We start from the raw sequence: 21,202 nt of genomic DNA, 5'->3' as shown, positions 1-21,202 counted from the left end.
CCACAACTTCACTGATTATGGTGCATCGGCTTAGAAAAAGACCACCTTTCGCCAGAGATTACCAATATTCAACCAGTAGACGCCGGAAGGCAGATCCAGGGATAACTGCTCTTTTGGGGATTGTAGCTGCCCGTTCCGCAGTGATTGTCCGGTAGGTGAGAAAAGTCGCCAGAAGAGTCGATCCGCCGGAGACGCCGTAGTTTCTATAATCAACTCCCCCCGGGTCGGATTAGGATAGATCCGAACGGATAATTGTGCTGCCTCCGGCCGGGCAACCGCATCAATGAGTCCATCCGTCAGGGTATTCCGGGTAGTGTTGGTAACGATCGGCGGATTTTGGTCGAAATAAATATGAGCGGTATTTTCAATGGGAGTAAACTCCGGCAAATCCGTCACCGGATGGATGCGGTAACTGATATATCCGTGCGAACCCGGTTCGTTATTCGTGGAATCCGGCAGGTAAATTTCTTTGAAAATAAATTCGAGTGCACGATCTTCCATGACCAGCCGCGAAAGCGTATGGCTGGTGGAAAGCAACTCAAAGGTGGAAAGGTCCAGATGCTCATCCAGGGTATCCCGGATCGTAATATCCCGGGCCGGATAATTTCCGGTATTCTGAAACCTTACGGTGTAATGTAGCGCTTCCCCGAATCGGGTGGCGCGCTCTTCCCCCTCGCCGGTCGGCATCACCAGTTTATCATTCGGATCGTAGGCACAAAGCAGGATATCCCGGTAGGTATATTCACTGGTCAGGATCTCGCCGGATGCACCCGATTCGGGATAGGATAACTTCAGGTAAAAACTGATGGTATCACCGATCAATTCCACTCCCTGCATGGGGATATACAGGATGCGGTTGAGGGTTTCGCCCGGCCAGATCCCGTTAGCCACCTGGTTACCCTGGTAGCCAAGTTGCGGCGCGTTGATCTCCACATTTACGTTTTGCAGCGTTGTACCCGTGTTCTTGATGGTCAGATAAAACTGCGCGCGCAGATTGCAGACCAGGGGATCACTGTTGAGGAAGCCCTCTACCCGATCGATCGTCTCTACCGGGCTGACGCCGAGTTTGAATAACTGGGGAGCTTCCAGGTTCAGATCTACTTGGTAAGTGTCAGTTCCGGCAGTGAGTTTCCAGTCCGGAGCCGGCTGATAGGTGATCGTCTGCGCGCCCAATCCGTCTTCCGGAAAATAATCAAGTCGGCCGGTCGTACCGGGAAAGGCGATCTGATCTTCACCGATAAGGAATTGGCCGGTGCCGATGCCGGGTTCGCCCGGTAGGGTCTGTATGCCGTCTTCATTCCGATCATAAAAAACCGTGAAACGCGCGTGGTTGCTGAGCGCGATCACAAAGGGTTCCGTCCGGGCCACCTGACATCCGTTATCCACTTCCATATAATAAGTGCCCTCATCCTCCTCGGCAATAAAATTCTGGAATACCATTTTTGGATACGGGGAAGAAGCAACCAGATAACTGTCTTTATACAGTCGGTACCGAAGTTCTACTCCCGGAATCTCACGCGCCTCGATCTCCAGTACAATGTCATCTCCGGCAAAGAGATAAAGATCGTGGGGTGCAGAAATGATTTCCGGCTCGCCGTAGATATCCAGATAGGTTGTGTCCGTCAGGGAAAAGCAGGGTGTTTCCCCTTTTACCTCCAGCCCTATCCGCCGGTAAGGGCCTATGTGGTCAATGGAAAGATCCACCCCATTGCCCGCCGGGGTAAGCGTCCAGTCGTCGGGGGCATCGATCAGGCGCCAGTCATAAGTTCCCCAGGCCAAAGTATTTTCGTAAAGTCCGAAGTGGACGGTTTGCTGCTCCCCATCCGGCACGCATACCAGGTCCGGATTATCGGAGAGGAATGGAATCTGGTTTAGCCTTTGCTGGAAGCCCAGACTTAATTCCAAGGTATCCGTCGTACATAAATTCTCACTGATACCGAATACCGATACGGTAGCCTGATCCCCATAGTTCCACCAGTAGACCTGGAACCTGTTCTTGTCGGTGTTCCAGTGACCGGCCACAGCCGGATCTAGTTTCCACTGGTAGCCGTAACGTTCTCCCAAGTCCGTTACCCACAGCGTATCCTTCTGGTTGCAAAATGAAAGTGGTTCATCTAGCCACTCCAGCGGTGGCGGTACCGGGTCGATGATGATCTCCCGGGTAAAGGTCCCTTCTTTGCCCGCCTGTCGGGCAGTGAGGGTAAACGTGTATTCGCCGGGAGAATCGATCGTCCATTCCGGTTCGGCAGCGGTGGAGAACAGCTCGCCGTTGCGATACCATTCAAACTCGTCGTAGCCTTTTTCCAGGGATTCGTTACGCAACCGTACTGTACTGCCCAAACACAACGGATAGGGTAAGGTGAAATATACATCCGGCCGGGTTCGGTGTATTCCCGGAGGACCTGTTGGTTCCTGGTCACTCCCGACAAAGCCTATTTCTTCCGTCAGGAAGTCTACTCTTTTATGATTTCGGCCCAGCCTGGATTCTGCCTGCCAGCATGCTCCCCCATCCCTGGTACTGTAAAACTGTTTTAAAGACCACAGATAAAAGTTATCAGCATCCAATTGTTCGAAATAAGCGGGTATTAAACCATTGTTGTAGCTCATCGGATCATCATCCGTAACTCCTAAGAGATTTACAGTCCAAGTTTGGCCACCATCGGTAGTTCTACGCAAGGCAATCGGCTGGGGGTCGGTAGGCACCTTCTGATCTAATGTACTGGCAATTAGATAGGTATTATCCCCCAGGATCAATGCATCTTCGGCCCAGTGATCGTAGTTTTCAACTTTCGCCCAGGTTTTGCCGTAATCAATGGATTTGAAAATCCCCGAATTTCGGCCACTAACTATACACGTCTCTTCCAAACATCTTATCGTACTGATATTGACATAACCGAATTCTGGATAAGCCCAAACTTCCTCCCAACGTTTCCCACCATCGAGGGTACGAAGTATTTTACTGTTGGAGGAAACCTCCATTGCAAAACCCAATGTATCATTGACAAAATAGACCTTATCGGCTACGATCGCATAGTTATCCAGATTATCCGGCTTTCTGGGTACCCGAAAAAAGGTTTCGGCCCCATCGGTTGTTTTCCAGAGTCTTCTTCCAGTCGTGACAAATCCTTCCAGTGGACTAATAAAGAACATTGAAGCGGGGTTTCCTATTTCTTCCTTACCGGTACGTTGCCAATTTTGGCCGCCATCCAGTGTTCGGAAAAAGCCGTCGAAGGTGATGGCATAACCAAGTTGATCATCAATGAACTGCAGGTCCTCCAGATAATTTGGCCCTATAGGTGCCCCTATTTCTTCCCAGCTTAAGGGTTGATGGTCAAAGGCTACATGGAAATTGAGATAGGTGGTATCCAAGCAGTCGTTCTTGGAAGCTACGAGCAGCACCCGCTGGTCCTGTGATACACTTACCTGCGCCACTGTGTCATAGGAGAAAGGCTCTGTCGCGCCCTCAAAATACCATCTGTAGTTGTAGGCCTTCTTATATGCCGGAGCATCCAGGTTGATCAGAAAAACATCGCCGGTACAACCGAAGTAATCCGTTTGGACCTCCACCTGCGGGATCTGTCCAACTTGTTGATAGACCGTATTGGTAAAGGTATCTCTTCCGGTGGGCGTTATCGCGATCAGGTCCAGCTGCACGCCACCGCTGGTATCGAAATCAACGGATGTGTTGTAATCGGTAGAAAACAATTCTCCTTCAAGGTACCATTCATAGGACCATTCCGGGCTGCCGTTGTTGGTCAGTTGCACGGTAGTCGTGCCGCACTGTAATTCTTCGGGATGGATCTCCGCATAAGAAGCCAGCGGTTTAGCTCCGGAGAGATCCGCTGATTGCAGTAAATTCCCACTTTTGTCCAACGCCCACCAGACATCGTTCGCCAGTATCAGACCCGTTATTTCATAATCTGCCGTTTCCGGGAAATATTCCCAGTATTGACCGCCCGAGCGGGAAAGGAAGATGCCCGCCGTGGTACCCGCCAGCAGCAGGTCCGGACCGTCGGCCACCAGATTGATCACATCTTTGGGTGCGGCGGGCAGTTCCGACCAGGTATTACCGCCATCTGTAGTTTTCAACATACCGGTATAGCCGCCCGCGTAGGCCGTCTGCTGATCTACCATGACCACCGCCTCCAGGTATTCCGGCCGGGCAATCTGGTTCCAGGTAAGGTCCCCGGAATTGACCAATATATGCCGGTCCCCTACGGCGATACCGTGGGTATTATCGTACATGCTGATGGCCCGGGTAGCATTCTGAATATCCGATCTTAAGAACCAGTTCGCTCCTCCATCCGTAGTTGCAATCACATTCAGTGGATGGCCGACGGCGAAGCCAATCTGTGAAGTCACAAACTCCAGATCCTGAAAGAAGTGAAAACTTCCCTCTGGTTTCGAATAATCGAGGGTGATTTCCCAGGTGGCAAAATTATCCAGCGAACGGTAGATCAACTGATCGTTGTTGAAGGAAATTTCTCCGGTAACGACTACCGACTGTTCGTCGATCAAATGCAGATCGAGCACCGGAAAACTCAGTTCCAGATCGCCGAACCCCAGATCCATATCGTGAAAAGTCCAGGTATTCCCACCGTCTCGGGAGACGATGATGCCTCTATCAGTACCCAATGCGAGGGTCTGGTCTCCGTAGGAATCAATGGAATAGAGTTTGGAGTCATATCCGGTGGGAATCACCTGCCACTGGGTATAGGCGATCAGTGGTAATAAAACAAACAGGCAGGAAAAGAGCGGTATAATTGTTTTTTTCATCAGGATGCACAGTTAGCGTTTTGAGAATGGCGCAAAGGGGAAAGTGCTGGTTTTTTCGAGAAAGAGATTATGGAAAAGCTAAACAAAACTACTGAAAATTATCTGGTTTCGGGCAGTACCAGCAAATGCAATACAGCTATTCTAACTTATCATTCATTTTTTTTCAATACAATGATCCCCTCCAACCACTCCTGGTGCAGGATCGGCTCGTCGGTAGCCAGCAATTCTCTTAGTTTTTGCTGATCTTCCGCCGCCGCGGGATCACTTTTAGCCAGCACGGAACAAATTTTATTGAAATTCTTCCACTGCCCGTACAGTGTAGGCGTGAACTCCCCCTTATGCCGTAGTAAAAACAAGCGATTCGCTTCCAGCTGGGGGATCAGTAAGGACTCTATTTCACCGGCCTCGTAATAGACGCGTACCAACAGGGTGCGCAGGGCGGTATTGAACAGGAGGTCTTCAAATTGTACCTGAGCCAGCAGACGTTGCGCTTCCGCATATTCCCGCCGGTAAAAGTGAAGATAGGCCAGTGCGTACCGGAATACATTTTCCCGGTAGGCTTCGGGCAAATATTGCCGGTAATCATGGATAAATTTCCAGGCCCAATCGATCTCATCCACCCGCAAGGCCGCCATTTTCAGATTGACAAATCGCCAGGGAGAGATCGTTCCGTTTTCCAACAGCAGTCCGTCCGCGAGTAAAAGCTCGTTGATCTTTAGGTATTCCCGCAGAAATTTCGTTTCTCCGAATTGATTGCCCCTGCGGATGCAATAATTCAACAGACCGGTGTACAGGGACTTGCGCTCCGGGGGCGGGAATTGATCCCTGTGCTCCAGCAGTTCGGTTTTAAAGGCATCGTAGTGTTCCACTTTTTCCGGTTCCGTCAGCAGGAGCAAGCCCAGATAGTACACCTTAACCGCCGGTACCCGCATAGCCGGATGGGCCGCCGCCCAACCCAATAGCTCGGATTCGAAACGATGGTTGTATGGTTCGGAAGCAACGGCCTCCAGATGGTGCATTTGCCAGGCAAACCGGAGCCGGCTGAGCAGATAGTAAGTGTCCAGCGTATCCGTAACGGTTTGCAGCCGGGGATTGAAAGACCGCTGGTAAGGATCCGTAGCCAGGTACTGATCCAGATGATACTGGTACAATCGCTGCAAATAGTGGCTGTCCCGGTAGATCAAGGTATCGATTAGCTGTTTTATTTTCTGATCGGCTTTTTGCTGGAGATGATCAATATCCAGTTCTACCACAGCTTGCTGTAGCAAACGGTAAAATTCAATACCGGAAGAGTCTCCGTTCAGCTGCTCAACGACCAGGAATTGCTCCAGCAGGCCGTTCAGCTCGCCTACCAGATAATGTAATTTCTTGCGGGTGATCCCGGAAGCCAGGGGCCAATGTTCAAGCAAATGATCCATCTCCAGATACCGGTGCGAAAAGGCGGGGGCATATTTCCGAAGCCAGTCGAAAAAAGCTATATTGTTTGACTGCTTATTGAAATACGGCGAAGCCAGAAAATCCCCGAAGCGGGATAACTGACGCGTGGAAAGCCGGCGCAAACTCCTGATCAATTTACTATTGTGCATTTCCCCTGAAATAAATCACATTATGGTAGAATAGGACCGAGATAAGATGACCGATAGATCCGGAAAAGAATAAACTCGTAGGTCTCCCCCTTCTCCCTGTCACCTTGTCTACCCTTCAAGCTATCATGACCAAAAGGTCGAGTATCATAAAAAAACACCTAATGAAATCCCCAATCTTTTTTCTGCTGGGATGGAGTCTCGTGATCGTATCCGGATTGAGCGCCCAAACCGAATATAAAGTTTATCCGGGAGATACCAATAACGACGGGATCGTAAATGTGCGGGATCTGCTACCCATCGGACTGGCCTTTGGCCGGGAGGTAAACGCCCGAGCCGATATGGACATTGACTGGACCGCCAAGCTTGCTATTGACTCGCTGGGGTTATTCCTGCCCAATACCCTGGTCAATTATGTGCACATCAACAGCAACGGAGACCGGCTGATCAACGCAGCGGATATGGATGCTATTCGCCTGAATTACGACAGTACCATTACGGATGAGTTGCCGCCGGCCTGGGCCCCGGAAATGATCGCTCCGGTGAGCTACTGCCCGGAACTGAAGATCTACTTCGATCGCGATACCGCCTTTTTACAGGACACCTTTTTTGCCGAGATCTGGCTGGAGTTTCCCGTGGGGCAGGAGGTAGCGCCGGCCGATGGGATACTCGGTCTGTCTTTCGCTTTTCGCTATCCGCTGGACAACATTGATGATCAGGCGACGGAGATTATCCCCAATACCGAGGATCCTACGGCCGAAATACTGTACGTCACGGCCAATGCTCAGACGGTAGCCTTAGAAAAAGTGGTTCCGCCCGGACGCGGAGATGTTGCCGCTGCCGGTCGGGGTTTTAATGTATTCCTGCAAAGCCTGTTGATCTGTAAAGTCGGTATCGTGGTGGAGGATATGATCTTTCGCTCGCCGGCAGACCGCCCCTTCTGGATAGATATCCTCCCCGAATCCGTTTTAATGATCAATGATCGGGAAGAACGTTTTGAATTCTGTTTGCCGCCTCCGGATACGATCATTTTATCGGACCGTATTTCCGGAATAAAAGATATCGATGCCAATGCCTCCCTTCGGCTCTGGCCGAACCCGAGCACGGGTTCTTTTGAGCTCTCTTTGCCGGCCAAAGCCGAACGCATCAGCTTATTGGACCCTACCGGACAATTGTGCTGGCAACAAGACATTCCGGCACTTAAACAACTTTCCGTCCATCTGCCGGACCTTCCCGCCGGGTCTTACTTTCTTTTAATCGAATCCAGGGAAAAGACCTATCGAAAACGACTGATCCTGATCAGATAGAGGATTTTCCCCGCCTTAATTCCCGAAACCTGGCTTCCCATGAACAAAACATAAAAATCTGTGTATCAAACGTTTGATCTAATATTTTAAATTTAAAACCCACTCCCTAAGGCAATTTTAAGCCTGATTTCTACGGAAAGTTGAACTTGAATTCCGGACCGGATCAAGGCTATTTTTACGATACGTTTTGCGCAAAGCCCCATTATTTAACCAAAAAATTCAGACGCCATGAAAACGTATCAAAATTTCCAGTTCAATTACCGTAGACTCCTTTTGTTGCTGGTCTTATTTTCCCCTTTGGCCTTGTCGGCCAATGACGATTGCCAGGATCTTGTACGAGAAGCCCGGAAACTAGCCAGGGCTATTGAAAAAGCGAGATCGAAAGTAGAAACGGCCAAATCGGCGGTAGCCGAAGCCCAGGCTGTCCGGGATCGGGCGCAGGCTGCCCTTGATGAATTCGATCACCCCGATGATCCTGCCGAACACGGTTCGGATACGGAGCGCCGGAGACAAAAATTAACCCGTGCGCTGGAAAAAGCGGAAGAAGCATTACTGGAGGCCAAAGCCCATCATTACGATATGCTCCAAAAGCTTATTGATGAGCTCGAAGCACTGAAACGCAAACTGGACGAAGCCGATGAGCAGTGCCGGGACGAGCTGGAGGAAGCCGACCAGGATATGCACCTGGCCGATCTCCGGAAACTACAGGACCTGCAGGACGAGTTGGACGAACTCCGGGATAAGCATAATCTGGAAACCCGAGCCGGTGAACCGGAGGAGCCCGAAAACACTAAAAAAGAACAGGAAGATCTGGTAGATGCGGAACTGAAAGCACTGCTCAAAGCCATTATCGATGCCATCCGCGAAGCGCACGAGGATGCCGAGGCGATCCGTTCGGCCTTGCGGAAAAAGAAACAGGAGATCCGGAACGACTGGGACGACGGTTTCTGGGATACGCCGCTGGGCAAAGAACTGAAAAAACGACTGGAGGAAGCCTTGCAGGAAATCATTGATGATCCGACCGGCGCTTTACCCGATTTTGCGGACGAACCGCAAGAGGAAGGAACTACCGAAGAAGAACCGCAGGAAGATGGAGCAACTGAAGACGAATCCCCGGAAGATCCGGATGAAGACGATGATCTTAAATCAATTGTTCCCGATGAAAGTAAGCGTTTTGGACTGGGTTTTAGTTTCGGCCTGAACGGAGATCTTTCCGATACGTGGTGTCCGAAAGTGCCGGTAAGCGGATCCACTCCTTCCAACACCGATCTGATTACGGTGATTACGCAAACTAATCAGGGATCAACCAGCGGGTCCACTGATCTTTCCACCAGCCATCCGATTGCGGTCGAAGCCGACGTGAAGGATCCTTCCGCGCAGCCCATTCCCTGCCTGGAACAATGGACCATCCGGCCTACCCATGGCGCTTTTGTCGAAGGGTATCTGAACGACCGCTGGGCCGCCCGTATAGGTATCAGACGATGGAGTGCTCACTCGCAGGTGCCAGTTATCCCTGGTGAAAATAACGCAGAGGTAAGTCCATCACCCAGTTGGACGGCAGCCTTGGATGGATTCGAATTACAAACCGGACTGGTGCATTATATCGGTCGCGGTCGGATCCGGCCCATGCTGGGCGGGCAGGCGGTCTACCAGCAGCTCAGCGGCAGTATGTATTACGATGGCGTAGTAGAACAACCGGCATATCCACTGAAAAAAGATCGTTGGGGCGCACAGGCACTGGGAGGTTTTGAGATCCGTGTATTCCGGGATCTCGGGATTGCCCTGTTGGGACAGTGGGACCAGTATTTCGGGCAGAAAATGTCATCCGGTACGCCGGGAGTACAACTTCAGTTTATCTGGTATCCCTGAGGGTACAGACCAAAGCGGTTTAGATAAAGTCTAGAATTGGCGTCAAACCGGGAACCGGCCTTCTGCTGGTCCCGGCTTTGGCGCTTACCCGTTCTTCATATTTTATCCCAAAGTCGGAGCACTTCGGGATCGGGCGGCGGCAATTCGGCCGAACGCCCTTCGAACTCGATCAGGGAAAGCAGATGGCGCATCGCCTGGATCCGGCTTTCTTCCCGGGTACGGCCCCGGATCACCACCCAGGGCGCATAATCGGAATGGGTACGCTCAAACATGCTGTTTTTGTAGGTGGTAAATTCGTCCCACTTTTCCTGAGCCGCCAGATCTACCGGGCTTACTTTCCAGCGTTTAAGCGGATTCTCCTGGCGTTCTTTGATCCGTTCTTTTTGCTGCTGGGCATCGATGGAGAACCATAATTTCACCAGCAATATTCCGTCTTCCGTCAGCATTTTTTCCAGCGGGCACACCTGTTGCATAAACATCTCGTACTGTTCCGGGCTGCAAAATCCCATTACCGGTTCCACCACGGCCCGGTTGTACCAGCTTCGGTCAAAAAACACGATCTCGCCCGCATTGGGAAGTGCTTTGATGTAGCGTTGGAAATACCATTGTTTACGTTCCAGCTCGGTTGGTTTGCCCAGCGCGATAATCCGGTAGGCACGCGGATTGAGAAACTGCGAAAAGCGGAAGATGGCCGCTCCTTTTCCGGCGGTATCCCGGCCCTCGAAGACGATGGCCAGGCGCAGGCCCTGTTCGTGTACATGCTTTTGGAGTTTCAGCAATTCGACCTGCAAAAAATATAATTCTTCAATATAACGGGAATCTACCTGGTAGAATTCCTCAATGGTGCGTCGTTTCATAATGTCCGGCTTCAGTGGATTTGCACCAAATTTACACGCAGCGTCGATACTTTACACTATTTACGTCCGCCATTTTTACCGAATCCGGCACTTTAGATCCTTATTTTAGATGCGTTAAGCGCCTATCCAGCAACTGTTTTTGCTGTCGAAAATGACCAGATATGGGTGCTCACGGAGTAATTTTCGAGTTTCGTAGCAGCGCTACGGAAGGAAGAATTGACGAAATGAGGTTCCATAGATGGTTATTTTAAGACCAAAGGATGTTTTTTGGATAGGCTCTAAGCTTGACTTTAGCATTTTCAATGATAGGATTCAGTACTCTCGCAAACCGGATGTCTTAAAATCGTTCTTTGAGTTCGCCGTCTCACTGGGTGGAGGAATCCCATTTTATCTCCAGGGCTATGCCCTTCCCCGACCTGATATCAATTATGCTGCTACAAATATTACAGGGCTATGCCCTTATCGATGTCAGCGGCGTAGCTGCGAAAATATTTGTAGATCAGTAACGGGTTTTACATCGAAGGGCGTAGCCCTGGCCATATATTGATCTGGAATGTCCGTTTTCCTATTCTATTTACCCAACGCAACATAAAATACTAAAGTCGAGCTAAATTCAGACCGGGACAAAAAAAAACTCCGCGAACCGAAATTCGCGGAGCTTCACTTTACACTCACTAGTTTATGAAACTTAAGCCAACGTTAATTTAATACTTTTATGCATTTATAACATTATAAACGGGGAAATATTGCGAAGGTTTCCAAAAATGACGTTAAATAAATGTGAAATTCACAAAAGATTACATTTCACCGGAAAAACTTCAAAATCGGCCGAATCTTCTTCCGGCCAGAGGTATTTCAACCCGTATATTAATGGAGCAATTTTTTTTAAAAATGGTTGGTTGGATTCCAACCTTTTTTTTCAGCCCCCGTCTTTTGGGTTAAACTGCTCACTTAAAAGACTGAATTTTGGGCTTGTACCATTACACCTTAAATATCGAAGACCAGCAATTAATAGAATTATGCCGGGAGGGTGACTCCGCCGCGCAGCGGGTGCTCTACGACCGGTATGTACAGGCCATGTACAACCGGGTCATTCGTATGGTTGCCGACCGGCACCTGGCCGAAGATATCCTGCAGGAAGTCTTTCTCAAGGTTTTTCGCTACCTGCCCAGTTTTAAAGGGGATTCCACGATCGGTGCCTGGATCAAACGCATTGCGATCAATACCACGATCGAACATCTGCGGGGAAAAAGGCGGATCGATTATACGGATACCCTCCCGGAAAACGGCATACCGCATCCGGCCAGTGTGGAAGAACCTCCGGAAGTGAGCATGGCGACCATCCACAGTGCGATCAAGCAATTACCGGCGGGATCGCGGGTAGTGCTGACCCTTTATCTGCTGGAAGGCTACCAACACCAGGAAATTGCGCAAATACTGGACATCAGTGAATCGACATCCAAAACCCAATACCGACGCGGCCGGCAACTGCTGCAGGAAATTTTAAAAAGTATGGATAATGGGATAAAGGGACGCTAGAAATTGGGAGTTAAAGCTCTAAAAACGCCGACCTCCCAACAACCCGGGATCTCAACATCCAAATTTCCACCATCCCCAAACATCAACAGACAACATGGATCAATTAGAAAAGAAAATCAGGGAAAATCAAGCGGAGCTGGACCGGATAGAGTCCGTGGATGCCGATGCGCTCTGGCAGAAAATACAACAACCGGAGGCCCGGATCCGGCCGCTACCCGCCCGATCCGGTTCGGGCTGGCAACTCCAGGTCGGTCGCAACTGGCAGCTGACCGCAGCGGCGGCGGTACTCTTGCTGATCGGAGTTTCGATCTGGCTGATCCAGCCACCGGGCCAGGAAAGTATGGCCGGCGCCAATCTCTCGGTGGAAGATTATTATCCGGAGATCGCCGATGAAGAAATGGCCTTCCGCCGTACGATTGCCCGTAAGGAAGCTGAACTGAACCTGGATGGTCTGAACCGGCAGGAGTTTATCGATATTTTCAACGAACTGGATGAACTGGAAAAGATCCACCGCCGGCAAATGCAGGATCTTCCGGAAGTTTTCGACAATGATGAATGGGTCAGTACCCTCATGCGCTATTACGAACAAAAACTGCGCATTCTGGAACGACTTTCCCGGGAGATCGACAAACAAAAACAGGTCGAAGAGCGGAGCCGGGCACGGTCCATTTAATTCCAGAAGCAAAAGTGAAGCGAATACAGTGAGAGCTGAGCCGGGGCCCCGGGTACTGCTTCCCCACCGTAGAAACTTCACAGCAATTTATTTTCAACTAACGATTAAACACTTTTTAAATGAATTTCTATAAATCACTAAGTTTACAAATGATCATCACCCCCACGCTAAAAGGCGGTTTGCTACTGCTGGCGGTGGCGGTGATGAGCCTGACGCCCCTCTTCGGACAGGGCAATCCGATCAAAACGATCGAAGAATCTTATGCAGCCAAGGCCAATGTCAGGATCAGTCATCGTTACGGTCCGCTGAAAGTGGTACCGGCTACTAACGGTAAGGTGGGCGTGTCCGTTAAACTTTTCGGCGAAGCCTCCGATCAGGAAGATCTGGAGACCCTGAAGCGCTACTTCAAATGCGAACTGACCGAATCGTCCAACGATCTGGAAGTGGTCACTCACCTGAAGGTACGCAACTGGAACAATCGCAACGGCGTGACCCGTCTGGAACTGGAAGACGGCACCCGCATCAACAACCTCCGCAACCTGAAGATCGAAGCGACCGTTTCCGTACCGGCCAGCAGCAAGCTTTTCGTGAGCAATAAATACGATGAGATCCTGATCGAATCGGGCGTCAAAAACAACCTGGCTATCGATATTTACAGCGGCCGGATCAATGTCGGCAATGTCGGCGGCAGCCTGGCCCTGAAAGCAAAATACAGCAAGGGTAAGCTGGGGAATTTCGAGGACGCCGATCTGGAGATCTATGATTCTGATCTGGAAATGGGCAACGGCCGCAACGTTATGCTCAAAAGCAAATATTCCGAACTGATCATGGGCAGCTTCAATGACCTGACGGCGGATACCTACGACGACGATATCAAGTGGGGAACGATCATAGGAGAGCTCAATCTGCAGGATAAGTACACCGAATTTTCCGTCGGCCGCTTCAACAACGCCCGGATCGATATTTACGACGGTGAGTTCATCAGCGACGGAGGCAACGAACTGCTCGTGAAAAGTAAATACACAGAGTTTAAGATCAAGGAAGTCGGCCAGCTCTCTTTCGAAAGTTCATACGACGACAAAGTCGAGATCGGTCGCTTGGGCAGTCTTTCGGCGGATTCCAAATACACGGAGTTCAAGATCGAAAAACTGCGCAATAAACTTTTCCTAAAATCCTACGATGACGAACTGGAAGTGGATGAACTGACCGGCCCGCTGGAAGGGATCGAATTTGAAGGTAAATACACCGATTTCAGTATTAAACTCCCCGAAGGCAGCGAATTCCAAATGGATGCCAACCTGACCTACGGCCGTCTCAACTATCCGGAAGAACGACTGGAATCTCAGTTCTACAAAGAAAAGAACGACCGGCTGGAGTTCCGCGGCAAAACCAAAGGTGCCACGGATAGCAGTCCGAAGATCACCATTATTTCCTACGACGGGAAGATCACGATTGACGATTGATTCCCCTGCGCACTATCCGGTGTTCGGCTCCAGTAGCGCTGAACACCGGATAGTTAGCGCTTACCGGTAAAGAACATTTTGATCCAAAACCAGGGACGAGCCAGTTCCAGGCGCAGGTCAAAATCGGCGTACATCCGGGAGAGTACCTGCATCATGCGCTGATTCCCGGCCACTACCCTCGCCATAAAATTGACCACTCTGGGGTAGGCCAGCAATTTCTGCAGACGATAACTCAGCGCCATCTCCGAACCCAGTACCCGGGCCACGCGAATGTCGTAGGCCTGCAGGCGGGCGGCGGAGAAATCATTTTCCTGCACACATTTTTCGGCCAGCTCGGCGGCAATAAAGCCGCTGTAACAGGCATTGCCGATCCCCTCGCCGGTTATCGGATCCACCAGATGCCCGGCATCTCCGACCAGCACGTAATGATCACCGGAAATGGGTCGTGGTTTGGAGCCCAGCGGCAGACCGAACCCGTGGACTTTACCGATCAATTCCGCATCCTTAAAGCGTTCGCTGATCGTGGGGTGCTTTTCAATGATCCATCGTAGGGTCTCCTTCAGGTTGAGCCCTTTTTTAGCGAGTATGTCGCTGCGCATGCCCAGGCCTACATTCGCCATGCCGTCCGGCAGGGGAAATATCCAGAAATAACCCGGTGTGATATCGTGTATAAAGTGAAGTTCAATGAATCCCCGCTCGCTCAGGTCCCCGACATTCCGGTAGTAGGCCCGCAGGGCAGCGGCGTGGTGAGCGGTGTCTTTTTCCAGTCCGGCAATGGTCCGGCTAAAGCGGGAATGGGCGCCGTCCGCTACCACGAGAAGTCGGCAGTTCACGGTAAAATCCCCGTCCGCAGTCTGCAGCCGCCAGCCCGTTTCCTGCCGTTTGAAAGAGCTGATCTCCTTATTCAGGTGCAGTTGAATATCCGGCCGGCGTCTCACTTCATCGATCAGGAACTGGTCAAAATCGATTCGTTTACTGACATAACCCGGCGCGTGACCGGCCTCGGACTTAATTGGAAAGGGCACCTCTACCCGCTTCCCATTGGGGGCATAAAAACGCATACCCCAAACGTCGGATTGAATGGACATCCCGTGAAAACGGGCCATAATGGCGGGATCCAGCCGGTGCAGCAGGGTGGTTACTTTTCCACTGATGGCATCACCGCAAACCTTGTCCCTCGGAAAATCCGCCTTATCAATGAGTACACAGGGCAAGCCTAAGTGACTCAACTTCAATGCCGTAGAAGCACCGCCGGGGCCGGCCCCGAGAATGGCGATATCAGTTTGTATCATAAAAGGGAAAATAGAGAACCGGTGAGGGAAAAACAAATCTGGACAAAAAAAAGCCTGGCTGTCCGAAAATGGTTAGAACGCCAGGCTCAAAGTGTAGTTCATAGTCACGTACAAATGTAAAAAAATATGATTGATCTTCCAATTATTGTCCTGATTATAAGTGTATGCCTTACAATTACAGACCGATTTGTCACCGGCAGGGCAGTAATCATCAGTGCTGTACTGACCGCCCCCTAACCCCAGCCGGGTGCCTGACCCGGTCTTCCAACTGTTCCGGCGTGCCTATCCCCTACTTGCAATAGGGGAAACCATTTTCGTGGTAATCACAGCCTCCTTCCTGACTGACCACCTCACTGATCTGCCGGTAGGATTTCCGGAGGATATCATTGTACATAAAGTCCAGCATAATGTGCCGATAGTCCGCCAGGGGTTTTCCGGCCCATTCGTGTTTTCCATTACAGGAAGTGAAAATGTAGAAAGGCTTGCCGATCTCCTGCAGGCGGTCGGCAATGGAGCGGGAGCCGTGCAGGATCAGGTAACCGGCGTCACCGGCCTGGCAGTAGTGATGCGGTGCAGTGGCGTAGGGCACGAGATTATCACAGGTGCCGTGGAAAAGCTGCGTAGGAATAGCCGAAGATTCTGTGATCAATTGCGGGTCGACCAGCGCACCGGCCATACTGATCACACCGCCGTAACGGAATCCCGCCGGCAGCGCCACCGCATTGGCGGGCAGATCGGACGTTTTCCAGTAAGCCGCATGGAGGACCGCTTCGGCGCCGGCGCTGCTGCCGGCCAGTACGATCTGATCGGGATTGACCCCAAACTCCTGCCGGCGATCCAGGAGGAATTTGGTCGCCTGCCGGATGTCCAGCGCCGCTTCCTGAAAGGTTCTGATCTTTTCCTGGGCGGTAATATCACAGCCGAAACCTTTGCCCTTCATACGGAGGCGGTAGGAAATAGAGGCCACAGCGTAGCCTTTTTTGGCAAAATCTTCCGCAAAAGTCACCAAACCGGCACCATCGCGCGAACCACCGGAAAAGCCGCCGCCGTGGACATACAGGATCACCGGTTTGTTCCGTTCGGTATCACCCAGTGGCCGGTAGAGATCCAGATAAAGTGCTTCGCCGTCGACCGTAGCGTAGGTATAGGTCTGTTTATCGACGCTGACGAAGACATCGGAAGCGTAGCGCTGCGCTTCCATTCGGACCAGGCCGCAGCAAAGAATTGTTAGTGCAACAAGAAGCGTTTGTTTGTACATGTTTTCATTTTTTAGTTTGGTATTCAGTATTTGGGAGCCGGTACACCTTTCCGGTATCCGAATCCCGCCGCCACTTATGGTAATGGCACCTCCCAGTATTCCAGCGCCCACTCCCGCATAAACGTGACGCGCTCGGGGATGACCCGGTAGAGTATGAATTCGGGATTATCCATGGAGCCGAGGTAATGTCCCAATAGTCGGTTGGCCTGCCAGATCTCTTCGATCAGGGCCCGGTCCGTTACGACCTCCGCCCGACCGCTGATCCGTACCTGATCGTGATCGGGTTCCAGATAGCATAACTCCACTTGCGGGTTGGCCGCGATCTGGTCCGTTTTCTGGTAGGATCGCAGGTTGGCGATGTAAACGGTGAAACCATCCACCCGAACGGGGGATACCGGACGTACCCGCGGCTGATCACCGTCCACGGTAGCCAGCATGGGGAATTTGGCTTTGCGAATCACCTCGGCGGCCAGTTCGGGCAAGCGGGAGGGATCTACCGGTGCGGCTTGCGGTTTGGGCATGACTTTATAACGTTTTAATCCAGTTTGCCGGGCAAAGAAGAACCGGGTTTGGCACGAGACGATACACATCGTGCGGGCTCCCGTACGACTCCCCTACCCTTTTCCGCCGGGCAATATCAACCGTCCTTTCGGACCGCTTCCAGTAGTACCGGCGAAATGGCAAGTTGCAATATTCTGTAGCAAATTGGAATTTTTATTCCGTAGATCTGCCAATATCGAATTATATTTCCGAAAAACTATCCTGACAAAAGGAAAATCCAAATATGCGTAACTGGCTCGTTTTTGGCGTACTGGCCATTTTTATCATAGTACCTTTTATTATCTGGGGCGACTGGTTCACCCAGATGTTCAGTGAAAGCGGCTCGGTGGAGATCCTGGAAAGTTTCGGGACATGGGCCTGGCTGGTGGCCATCCTGCTGTTGATCGGCGATCTGTTCCTGCCGCTTCCCGCAACGGTTATCATGGCGGCGATGGGTTATCTGTACGGCCCGCTTTGGGGCGGCCTGCTCTCGGCGCTGGGGAGTTTCCTGTCCGGCCTGCTGGCATTCGGGCTCAGCCGGAGTCTGGGACGAAAGGGTGCCCGCTGGATACTGGGCGAAAAAGATCTGGAAAAAGGAGAACGAACCTTTCGGAAGAACGGAGGCTGGATCGTGGCCATTTCCCGCTGGCTGCCGGTGCTGCCGGAGATTGTGGCCTGTATGGCTGGCCTCAACCGTATGGGCTGGCGACCCTTTCTGATCGCACTGGCCTGCGGATCCATTCCCCTGGGTTTCGTTTTTGCCTATATCGGTTACACCGGCATCGAGCATCCCTTATTGGCCATCATTATCAGTGCGGGTTTGCCTCCCGTCCTGTGGCTTATTGCCCGACATTTTTTACGCCGCTTGCAGCAAGAGGCGGAATTGCCGGATACGCCCTAAAATTTACGGACAAAGCGGGGGGTGAATCCACCCTGGACACAACCCGGAACCGGCAGCAACTGATCTCCCGATTGGTCCACACCCAGCGCCATGATGTCATTGTAGAATGATTTTTTGAAAGTCGGATCAATCTCTGCAATCCGCACGAGGACGTGGAAACCACCCCGGGTTTCCAGAATATCCAGACAGGAAGGATTGATCACTTTGGCCAGTTGGTCAAAATCAAAATCCTTGGTATCCACATCGAAATCCAGGTAGACCTTGCGACTGTGACTTTGCTGGATACAGTTGAGGATCTCCGCCTGCGGATTGAATCGTTTATCATTGTTCTTCAACAGGCGGGTCAGCTCAATGATCCCCTCGAAAGCAGCCAGGCGCAGATTTCGGGGGTTGGGATTGATATACATGGCCAGGGATTCCTGGCTGGCCGTCGTTTTTTTCAGTTCATAAGCTCCCAGCGGCACCTCGAGTTGCCGGATCTTATTATACAGTCGCGTTTTATCCGTGAGGAATCTTTTCAGCTGGGTTTTATCGTGCCGCTGCTGCCCATCCGGCGTGTATTTCTTGCGCGAAAAGAGGCAGCAGTAATACTTTTCGTCTTCCTCCAGGTCCGGGAGCCACTCGATAAATTTGTGTAATTGCTCCGGATCGGTGATGATCTGGTAATTCATAAGCTGAATATTGATCAGTATTTGATAACGGTTTTTAAAAAGCTGGCCCGGACAAACTCTTCTATTTCACTGACGCTACTGGAAGTAGTGCCCGTGCCCCTGATAACTGTAGAGCTGCCGTCCGCATCGACCAGTAGTGCCACGTAGACACTTTGGGCTTCGCCGTAGCCCGATGCGTAGAGGAAAACCCCGTTCTTCAGGGGATCGTGCTGAACCGTCTGCGGTCGGTTTTGGGTTAGTTTTTCCATTTCGTTGCGGACCAGTTCGTACCGCTCTTCCCTGGACAGGAAGCTGCGACTTTCATCCAGCCGCTCTATTTCCAGTTTCGCCTGATCTTCGGCCTCCGTCGGAAATTTTCCGTCCCGGGTGAAAACGATGGTCTGTGCATCCACCACTCCGGCGAGCTGGAATGGATCTTTTTCTTCTTTTTCTTCCTCGTACTCGCCAATATAAGCCGTAAGCAGGGCATTTTTCAACGCACTGCCGTAAAGACCGGCCTGATCTTCGAAGCAAAAGGCCTTAATGTTATAAGTCCGGGTGCCGTCGCTGACGCAAAGCAGATAACGAATGGTCCTCTTGCGCTTATCCCGCACGACGGCGAAAAAAGCGCTGTCGAAATCGCCGTAGTAAACCGGTCGCATTTCCAGTAGTTCGGTTTTCCTGCGGGCCAGCAGCTCCGGATCAAAATTTTTCTTCATCGCGACCGGAGGGATCTCATTCACCTGCAGGGAGATGGAAGCGGTAGCAGCAGTGTTCTGAAAGCCATTGTAGGAACTGGCTTCCCGAAATCCGTAGGGGACACTGACCCAGACACCGTAGCCCAGATGGCTGCTGGGTTCGGTCCGGACCGGTTCCAATACGAGCGGAGCATTATCCCGGCAGGCCGGAAGTAAGAGCAACAGTTAGGTGCCCAAAAGCAGTAGACTTTTGTTTTTCATCAGAAAGAACGGGTTTTATTATGAAAGCGTACGTTTATCTCTTTTGCATAGAACCGGCCCGTTAAAGGCCGACATCCACAAAACGGTGCGCGAAAAAGCTTAGTTCCACAGATGTGAAAAAATTATATTACAAAAGGTAGCTCCTAAAAATCCATACGGATGCCGTTGCTCAGAAAATACTGGGTTTTAGGCACCGTACTCGGCGGGCGACTGTCGAATAGCAGGGAGGCCGAGGTCGTAAAATTCACCTTGCGACTCAAACGGATGGACAATCCGACGTTGGAGGAAATGCGAAAATCTTCCAGTTCCGCGGGGCGGGGCTGAAAGTACAGCACGTAGTTGAAGTTGAGAAAAGGGTTCAGCCCTAATTGGCCGGATACGTAGGTACTCAGCCGCTGGTGCTCATTGGTGGTAATGGCTTCGGGGCGTTCGCTGGTCTCTTCGTACTCCAGCATATAGCTCAGGCCGAAGTAGAAGGAAGCGGTATCATTCTGCAGCAGTTCAAAGCGGAGTCCGGCACCGTTGAGGAAGCGGATATCTATTTCCTGCACTTCATCCCACTGGGCCTGGCTGTAGGCTTCCAGGGCAATGGTTTTGCTGAGGTCGATATTGTAGCGAAAATGGCCGAAAGCCTGATTGTTGAAATTGCGGGACGGCGCCGTCGGATCGTCCGTATCATTGAATTGGGTAAGGTGATAACCGGACAAAAAGATGAGCCGGTTTTTCCGGCCGAGATTCCACTGGGCACCGACGTCCGTACCGATCACGACGGTCTGCCCGGCTTTATTTTTCCGGATGGCAAAATCCAGATCGACGATGCCGCTCAATTTTTTGTCCTTTGCATTCATCCGCAGCGATTCGATATTGACGATCTGGGCGAAAGTGGCCATACTGCACAACAAAAGAAAAGGTAAAAGGTAGATTTTCTTCATTTTAGGTGTTTTTTCAGGATTCTGGGCAAAAAAAGGAACTTTTTATTAAAGTTCCGGTGTATGGACATTAACAAAATGTTAGCCTGTCTTTACACATTATGAAAAAATTTGATTAAATTTGAAAGGCTACTTGTCCTCCGTAATTGAATCTACTGCACTACTATCTTCCAATTTTCCCATGATTAATTAGCTCGCTCGTATCAGCCTGTCCGCATTTGGCAGCGGTGGTCTGATCCCAGGTAAAAGGGTTGGTATTCTAACTATTATCTCTCGCTTGTGGGTAATATCCCCGCCTGCGCCAAACTGCTCTCTAAAAAACTTAAAAACCCAAATAATTACAGCAGTATAACCATTATCCCCAGCATGACACCATTCCGCTTTACCCCAAACGAAGGTTCAGGAAAAAAAAGGCCTTCGTTCTATACCCCGGTTTTCCTTTTCACGGCGACGTTCCGTCGGCCGTTGCCTATTGCTATTATTCCCGCTCGTATTATTTGTGGGTTGATCCTGGTGGTTGGCTTGTTATCCAGCCAGCCGGCATTGGCTGGTAATGATTCCGGTTACTACATTAAAAAGATCAGCTATAATGACGAGCATACCCTG

Annotated in this window: 15 protein-coding genes; 6 read left to right on the top strand and 9 right to left on the bottom strand. The window is 51.0% G+C overall.

The window, feature by feature from the left end; translation table 11 throughout:
- Positions 1-30 precede the first annotated feature (30 nt).
- Entirely contained in the window at positions 31-4,776 is a 4,746-nt protein-coding gene (locus CRP01_RS23460) for a DUF7619 domain-containing protein (protein ID WP_099152547.1), read from the bottom strand.
- Positions 4,777-4,925: 149 nt separating this feature from the next.
- Positions 4,926-6,362 (bottom strand): hypothetical protein, encoded by a 1,437-nt coding sequence (locus CRP01_RS23455; protein ID WP_143473511.1) that lies wholly within the window; start codon positions 6,360-6,362, stop codon positions 4,926-4,928.
- 161 nt (positions 6,363-6,523) lie between these two features.
- On the opposite strand from CRP01_RS23455, the gene CRP01_RS23450 reads away from it, so the two are divergent.
- Both CRP01_RS23450 and CRP01_RS23445 read left to right on the top strand, forming a co-directional pair.
- Positions 6,524-7,666, top strand: a complete 1,143-nt coding sequence (locus tag CRP01_RS23450) for a T9SS type A sorting domain-containing protein (protein WP_170110508.1) — start codon at positions 6,524-6,526, stop codon at positions 7,664-7,666.
- A gap of 228 nt (positions 7,667-7,894) precedes the next feature.
- Complete coding sequence (locus CRP01_RS23445) at positions 7,895-9,535, top strand: coiled-coil domain-containing protein (protein ID WP_099152544.1); 1,641 nt, start codon at positions 7,895-7,897, stop codon at positions 9,533-9,535.
- A 95-nt stretch (positions 9,536-9,630) separates the two neighbouring features.
- Here the strand turns inward: CRP01_RS23445 and ppk2 are convergent, their stop codons facing one another.
- The gene (gene ppk2, locus CRP01_RS23440) at positions 9,631-10,392 is read right to left on the bottom strand and encodes a polyphosphate kinase 2 (protein ID WP_099152543.1); all 762 of its coding nucleotides are present in this window, start codon (positions 10,390-10,392) and stop codon (positions 9,631-9,633) included.
- Between the two features lie 966 nt (positions 10,393-11,358).
- Here ppk2 and CRP01_RS23435 point away from each other — a divergent pair.
- From CRP01_RS23435 to CRP01_RS23425, 3 genes are all read left to right on the top strand, one after another.
- Complete coding sequence (locus tag CRP01_RS23435; protein WP_222845799.1) at positions 11,359-11,931, top strand: RNA polymerase sigma factor; 573 nt, start codon at positions 11,359-11,361, stop codon at positions 11,929-11,931.
- Between the two features lie 94 nt (positions 11,932-12,025).
- Positions 12,026-12,604, top strand: a complete 579-nt coding sequence (locus tag CRP01_RS23430) for a hypothetical protein (protein ID WP_099152542.1) — start codon at positions 12,026-12,028, stop codon at positions 12,602-12,604.
- Between the two features lie 119 nt (positions 12,605-12,723).
- Positions 12,724-14,067, top strand: coding sequence for a hypothetical protein (locus CRP01_RS23425; protein ID WP_143473509.1), 1,344 nt, complete (start codon positions 12,724-12,726; stop codon positions 14,065-14,067).
- A gap of 53 nt (positions 14,068-14,120) precedes the next feature.
- Here the strand turns inward: CRP01_RS23425 and CRP01_RS23420 are convergent, their stop codons facing one another.
- From CRP01_RS23420 to CRP01_RS23410, 3 genes are all read right to left on the bottom strand, one after another.
- The gene (locus tag CRP01_RS23420) at positions 14,121-15,359 is read right to left on the bottom strand and encodes an NAD(P)/FAD-dependent oxidoreductase (protein ID WP_099152540.1); all 1,239 of its coding nucleotides are present in this window, start codon (positions 15,357-15,359) and stop codon (positions 14,121-14,123) included.
- 289 nt (positions 15,360-15,648) lie between these two features.
- Positions 15,649-16,617: an alpha/beta hydrolase gene (locus CRP01_RS23415; RefSeq protein ID WP_099152539.1), complete on the bottom strand. Its 969-nt coding sequence runs from the start codon at positions 16,615-16,617 to the stop codon at positions 15,649-15,651.
- Between the two features lie 74 nt (positions 16,618-16,691).
- The gene (locus tag CRP01_RS23410; protein WP_099152538.1) at positions 16,692-17,138 is read right to left on the bottom strand and encodes a pyridoxamine 5'-phosphate oxidase family protein; all 447 of its coding nucleotides are present in this window, start codon (positions 17,136-17,138) and stop codon (positions 16,692-16,694) included.
- A 263-nt stretch (positions 17,139-17,401) separates the two neighbouring features.
- On the opposite strand from CRP01_RS23410, the gene CRP01_RS23405 reads away from it, so the two are divergent.
- Positions 17,402-18,058, top strand: coding sequence for a TVP38/TMEM64 family protein (locus CRP01_RS23405; protein ID WP_099152537.1), 657 nt, complete (start codon positions 17,402-17,404; stop codon positions 18,056-18,058).
- On the opposite strand, the gene CRP01_RS23400 is transcribed toward CRP01_RS23405, so the two are convergent.
- The 3 genes from CRP01_RS23400 to CRP01_RS23390 form a co-directional block, all read right to left on the bottom strand.
- Positions 18,055-18,729 (bottom strand): hypothetical protein, encoded by a 675-nt coding sequence (locus tag CRP01_RS23400; protein WP_099152536.1) that lies wholly within the window; start codon positions 18,727-18,729, stop codon positions 18,055-18,057. The two genes, CRP01_RS23405 and CRP01_RS23400, sit on opposite strands and share 4 nt — an antisense overlap.
- A 14-nt stretch (positions 18,730-18,743) precedes the next feature.
- Entirely contained in the window at positions 18,744-19,628 is an 885-nt protein-coding gene (locus CRP01_RS23395; RefSeq protein WP_099152535.1) for a hypothetical protein, read from the bottom strand.
- A 182-nt stretch (positions 19,629-19,810) separates the two neighbouring features.
- Complete coding sequence (locus CRP01_RS23390; RefSeq protein WP_099152534.1) at positions 19,811-20,599, bottom strand: DUF481 domain-containing protein; 789 nt, start codon at positions 20,597-20,599, stop codon at positions 19,811-19,813.
- Positions 20,600-21,202 lie beyond the last annotated feature (603 nt).

The sequence above is a fragment of the Flavilitoribacter nigricans DSM 23189 = NBRC 102662 genome, assembly GCF_002646595.1.
Taxonomy (GTDB): Bacteria; Bacteroidota; Bacteroidia; order Chitinophagales; family Saprospiraceae; genus Flavilitoribacter; species Flavilitoribacter nigricans.
The sequence above is the reverse complement of the archived record's forward strand: the minus strand, read 5'-3'. Positions and strand labels throughout refer to the sequence as shown.